The organism is Microbacterium sp. zg.Y909, from assembly GCF_024626565.1.
The window spans coordinates 1-4,010 of the sequence record NZ_JANJFJ010000394.1 but is presented as its reverse complement, the minus strand read 5'-3'; the positions used below and the strand labels follow the sequence as shown (position 1 = coordinate 4,010).

Below are 4,010 nucleotides of genomic sequence, written 5' to 3'. Positions count from 1 at the left end.
GCCGCTGAGGCCGCCGCCGAGGACGCTGTCGAGGAGCCCGCGAAGTCGGAGTGATCGCGTAGGCCGGTTCGCGCCGGCCGTGCACGTCGAGGCCCGCCCCTGGTTCGCCAGGAGCGGGCCTCGCGGCATGTGCGGGGCGGTTGTGGCCGGCGGCGCGTCGCAACTCCTCAAACCGGGGCCGCGCGCCGCCGGACGGGCCCGGTTCGGCCGTTCGGGTGCGGTTCTCGAGGAGTTAGCGCACACGCGCCGGTGAGAAACCGGCGATGTCACCCGCCACGAGCAGCACGGCCCCCGCGGCGCCCGGCGTCACCAGATCGCGAGGCGCACGATCGCGCCGACGACGCAGGCCCACAGCAGGCTGGCGAGGGTGCCGACGATGAAGCGCTCGCGCGCGGCGGGCGTCGCCAGCTCCGAGAACCGGCCGATGCCCTTGAGGGCGACGACGACCGCGATCGCCTCGGGGAAGCCGGCGATGATGCCGAGCACGACCCCCAGCCGCTCGAGGTAGCCGATCGTGGTGCCGCCCCGCAGGATCTCCTGCATCGCGCCCGGGTCATCCCCGGCATCCGGACGTGCCGACACGAGGATGCCGCCGGCGATGCCCTCCCGCACGGTGCCGTGCGTGGCTATCGCGAGCACCCGCCGCACGGCCGGGTCTCCGCCGAGCACGGCCAGCGCGACCGCCGGCAGCGCGACGACGAGCCCGAAGAGCCCCGGTACGTTCCACGGGATGACCGTGACGACCAGCAGGCACAGCACGACGATGCCAGCGGCGATCGCGAGGGTCGTGTTCTTCGGCCGGCCGAGGTTCACGACCACCAGGGCCAGGGCCGCGCCGAGCGCGACGAACAGGAAGATCGACACGAACGCGGCGAGGAGCGTTTCGGGGAACAGGACCGGCATGGCGCACAGTCTCGCACGCACCTCCCGCACGCCCGCGAGAATCGCCTCTTGCCCCGACGTGTCGGTGTGGCCATTCTCTGACCATGGCGAAAATGGAGCATTTCGAGATCCCCGCAGACGACATCGGCCGCGCGCAGGCGTTCTACCGGGAGGTCCTCGGGTTCGAGTACGAACCGTGGGGCGACGACATGGGCGTGCTGCGACAGCCCGAAGGCGAGGGCGTCAACGGCGACCTGCATCAGCGCGGCACCGCCCCGCATCCGACCGTGGTCTTCACCGTCGACCGCATCGAGGACACCGTGGCTCTCGCGGTGGCCCGCGGCGGCGAGCTGCTGGGGGCGATCCAACCGCTCGACGAGACGTCGCGGTGGGCGTACATCCGCGACAGCGAGGGAAACCTGATCGGCCTGTACGACGAAGTGTCGGCGGCCTGACCGGCCCAGCTGACCGCCCGGCCCGCCGCCCCGGCGCTGGTAGCCTGAAGCGCGTGTCCACCGAAGCCTTGACCGTCGCAGAACCCGCCATCGACCCCTCGTTCGAGAACGTGTGGGACGAGCTGGTCTGGCGCGGCCTCGTGCACGTGTCCACCGATCAGCAGGCGCTGCGCGAGCTCCTCGGCGGCGACCCGATCACGTACTACTGCGGATTCGACCCGACCGCTCCGAGCCTGCACCTGGGCAACCTCGTGCAGCTGCTGCTGCTGCGCCGCATCCAGCTGGCCGGGCACCGCCCGCTCGGACTCGTCGGCGGCTCCACAGGGCTGATCGGAGACCCGCGGCCCTCGGCGGAGCGCACCCTGAACACCCCCGAGGTCGTCGCCGAGTGGGTGACGCGCCTGCGCGGCCAGGTCGAGCGGTTCCTGAGCTTCGAAGGCGACAACGCCGCGCGCATCGTCAACAACCTCGACTGGACGGCGCCGCTGAGCGCCATCGACTTCCTCCGCGAGGTCGGCAAGCACTACCGCGTCGGCACGATGCTCAAGAAGGACGCGGTCGCGGCGCGGCTGAACTCGGATGCCGGCATCAGCTACACCGAGTTCAGCTACCAGATCCTGCAGGGCATGGACTACCTCGAGCTCTACCGTCAGTACGGCTGCGTGCTGCAGACCGGCGGCAGCGACCAGTGGGGCAACCTCACGAGCGGCACGGATCTCATTCACCGTGTCGAGGGCGTCTCGGTGCACGCGATCGGCACGCCGCTGATCACCAACAGCGACGGCACCAAATTCGGCAAGAGCGAGGGCAACGCCATCTGGCTCGACCCCGAGATGTGCAGTCCGTACCGGATGTACCAGTTCTGGCTGAACACCGAAGACGCCGACGTGGTGACGCGCCTCAAGATCTTCACGTTCCTCACCCGCGACCAGATCGCCGAGTACGAGCGACTGGTGGCCGAGGAGCCGTTCCGCCGGGCTGCGCAGAAGCGGCTCGCGCTCGAGGTGACGACCCTGGTGCACGGGCCGGAGGCGACCGCGGCGGTGGTCGCGGCATCCGAGGCGCTGTTCGGCAAGGGCGACCTGACGGCGCTGGATGCCGCAACCCTGCGCTCCGCGCTCGAGGAGCTGCCGAACGCCCAGGTCACGGCCGAAACGACGGTCGCGCAGGCGCTCGTCGACACCGGGCTCACCACGAGCCTGTCCGAAGCGCGCCGCGCGGTCGCGCAGGGCGGGGTGACCCTCGACGGCATCCGTGTCGAAGACGACTCGGCGCCGGTGACCGGCGGTCTGCCCGGCGGGGTGTCGGTGCTGCGGCGCGGCAAGAAGACGCTCGCGGGGCTCTTCGTCTCACCGACTGCGGACTGACCGCGACGGCGACGGGCTGGTCGAGGGATGCCGTTCACTCCGAGCCATGCCCTCGTCGCGTTGCCGTTCCTGCGCACGCCGCTCGTTCCGGCGGCCATCGCCGTCGGGGCGATGACGCCTGACCTGCCGCTGTTCGTGCGCGGGACGCCGCTGACCTATGCAGTGACGCACTCTCGAGCGGGATTGCTTGTGACGGTGGCGGTGGCGCTGCTGCTGCTTCTGGTGTGGCGCTGCGTGCTGCGTCCGGCGGTACGCGAACTGTCGCCGCGGTGGCTGGCGGTGCGGTTGCCGCAGGAGTGGGACACGCCCTTCGGCCCCGCTGCGCGGAGCACGCTCGGTCTGTCGGGGGAGGGGCCCAGGCGCTGGGCGACGCCAGTGATCCTGGCCCTCTCACTTCTGCTGGGCGTGCTCAGCCACATCGGGTGGGACGAGCTGACCCATGCAGACCGCTGGGGCGTCGTGCTCTTCCCGGTGCTCGACGAGAGGTGGGGCCCCCTCGTGGGCTACAAGTGGCTGCAGCACGGCTCGAGCGTGGTGGGCATGATCGTGCTCGCCGTCTGCGCGACGCTGTGGCTGCGTCGTCGCTCGGTCGTCCCCATCGGTCCCGCTGTCGCCCCCGCCTGGGTGCGGTGGACATGGTGGCTCTCGCTGCCGGCGACGCTGGTCGCGGCGTGGGGGATCGGGCTCGCCGTCTACGGTCCGCTCACCCCCGGTTTCGGCGTGGAGCATCTGGCCTATCGCATGCTGCCGCCGGCATGCGGAGTGTGGGGGGCGGTGACGATCGCCGTCGCCGTGGGCGTGCAGGTGGCGCGCGCACGCCGCGCACGGGTTGCGGGGGTCGCCGGCGGCGCGTCGACCCCGCCGACATCCGCGTGATTACGGGCGACACGCCCGGGAGACAGGCCCGATTTGCCCGACCCCCGGATCCCACGTATTGTTTTCTCTGTTGGCCCCAAAGGGGAAAGCGAAGAGGCCGGAAGGCCCCGCTCCTCTCATGCAGTCAACATCCCCCACACTGGTTCACCTCGCAGAGGCTGTGCTAGTATGGGACTCCGGTTCGAAGGAACCAGGTCAGGGACCACTGCTCGGCGAAAGCCCGGCGAAGCGCCGATCTGGCACTGCGAACCACACAACAAACGATCACACGCCCTTCGGGTACGGCTCAACAGGCCTGACCGGAGGAGCATCCGATCCTTGAGAACTCAACAGCGTGCACTTGTCAAATGCCAAATAACCTCGTCCCGGTTTTTACCGGGTGAGATTCCTTTGGATCAAAGTCCGATTCCCTTTGGGGGGTCGGCAACGG

The 4,010-nt window shown here is 70.1% G+C and carries 4 protein-coding genes; 3 read left to right on the top strand and 1 reads right to left on the bottom strand.

Features of this window, described 5'->3' with window-relative positions; all coding sequences use genetic code 11:
- Positions 1–306: 306 nt before the first annotated feature.
- Complete coding sequence (locus NQ160_RS19965) at positions 307–903, bottom strand: hypothetical protein (protein ID WP_257516852.1); 597 nt, start codon at positions 901–903, stop codon at positions 307–309.
- 92 nt (positions 904–995) lie between these two features.
- On the opposite strand from NQ160_RS19965, the gene NQ160_RS19960 reads away from it, so the two are divergent.
- From NQ160_RS19960 to NQ160_RS19950, 3 genes are read left to right on the top strand one after another with little or no spacing between them, the layout of a single operon-like run.
- Positions 996–1,337: a VOC family protein gene (locus NQ160_RS19960; RefSeq protein WP_257495822.1), complete on the top strand. Its 342-nt coding sequence runs from the start codon at positions 996–998 to the stop codon at positions 1,335–1,337.
- 53 nt (positions 1,338–1,390) lie between these two features.
- Complete coding sequence (gene tyrS, locus NQ160_RS19955) at positions 1,391–2,704, top strand: tyrosine--tRNA ligase (protein WP_257516851.1); 1,314 nt, start codon at positions 1,391–1,393, stop codon at positions 2,702–2,704.
- Between the two features lie 27 nt (positions 2,705–2,731).
- Positions 2,732–3,580, top strand: a complete 849-nt coding sequence (locus NQ160_RS19950; protein ID WP_257516850.1) for a DUF4184 family protein — start codon at positions 2,732–2,734, stop codon at positions 3,578–3,580.
- Positions 3,581–4,010: the final 430 nt, after the last annotated feature.

Excerpts from the sequence above, each read along its gene's own strand:
- NQ160_RS19950 (WP_257516850.1), top strand. The coding sequence starts at position 2,732 with ATGCCGTTCACTCCGAGCCATGCCCTCGTCGCGTTGCCGTTCCTGCGC.
- NQ160_RS19960 (WP_257495822.1), top strand. The coding sequence starts at position 996 with ATGGAGCATTTCGAGATCCCCGCAGACGACATCGGCCGCGCGCAGGCG.
- NQ160_RS19965 (WP_257516852.1), bottom strand. The coding sequence starts at position 903 with ATGCCGGTCCTGTTCCCCGAAACGCTCCTCGCCGCGTTCGTGTCGATC.